Source organism: Endozoicomonas sp. ONNA2, from assembly GCF_024606365.1.
Lineage (GTDB): Bacteria > Pseudomonadota > Gammaproteobacteria > Pseudomonadales > Endozoicomonadaceae > Endozoicomonas.
This window is the reverse complement of record NZ_JAHHPO010001198.1, coordinates 1-1,083: the sequence shown is the minus strand read 5'-3', so window position 1 is coordinate 1,083 and position 1,083 is coordinate 1. Positions and strand designations below refer to the sequence as shown.

2 protein-coding genes are annotated in these 1,083 nt (G+C 51.2%); both read left to right on the top strand.

Features of this window, described 5'->3' with window-relative positions; translation table 11 throughout:
* On the top strand, positions 1 to 434 hold a 434-nt coding region (locus tag KDK14_RS21040; RefSeq protein ID WP_257267213.1), incomplete at its 5' end, for a deoxyribonuclease IV.
* Positions 435 to 671: 237 nt separating this feature from the next.
* The coding region (locus KDK14_RS21035) for a hypothetical protein (protein ID WP_257267212.1) at positions 672 to 1,083 on the top strand (412 nt) is incomplete at its 3' end.

The following is a 1,083-nucleotide window of genomic DNA, read 5'->3' as shown; positions in this document are numbered from 1 at the left end:
GCGTGATCGCGGTAATAGAAAATACCGCCGGCCAGGGCAGCAACCTGGGGTGGCAATTTGCTGAAATCGCCGAAATTATTGACGAGGTGGACGACAAAAGCCGTGTTGGTGTCTGTCTGGATACCTGCCACACCTTTGCCGCCGGTTACGACCTTCGCACCCGGGATGACTGCCAGAAGACATTTGCCGAGTTCGATAAAGTCATTGGTTTTCACTACCTCAAAGGCATGCACCTGAATGACTCCAAAGGCGCGCTGGGCTCACGCAAAGACCGGCACCACAGTCTTGGCCAAGGGGAGATTGGCTGGGAAGTATTCCGCTATATCATGTCTGACAAGCGGTTTGATGGCATTCCCATGGTTCTGGAAACCATTGATGCCAAGCTCTGGGCGGATGAGATAGCGTCATTGAAAATGATGTGCGGGAACTATTGAGATTTCGTGTGGCACTTCGCCTGCATAAGCACCGGCAGGTCGCTGCCGGATAGGGAACAACCGGGTTCTGCCCGAAATTTTGCCAGCTTATTGGCAGTCAGGTTCGGCAGGCATTCCCACCGGGGACCGGGGCGCCGGTGTTTATCTTGCGTCTTCGGCTTTCATTTTTCGCAAACGTATCTAAGCTGTTTTGACAATGTATAAAACTTAACAGATAACCATTGCGGCCAGATATAAATGAACACAAACTTAATCTCTTCGTTCTATTCCCCATCGGGTAATAACAGCAATGAACACTTTGCCAGCAAATGCAGCAATGTCCCGGTTCATCAGGGGCGTGGATTGGGCGTACATCGCTCTGCACCCAACAGGCTTCCCTGGTTGGCTGGCCGGGGAGGTAATTGCCCAGTGCCATCAGCCATTGGTGATAAGGCATTAACTTGCCGGTCGCTGACAACTGTCGTGCAACAAGAAAATGAAAATAAAGGCTTTGCAACATCCGCGTCAGGTATCCCATTAGCCAATGAATGGCAACAACTGGATGCACCTCAACGATCCCGGCTGGCCCTCTGTCTGTTAGACCGGCTGGCATCCGTTGATTTCGCCAAAACGTGTAAGGTATTGAATTTTCTGCTTGAGGAGTATCACC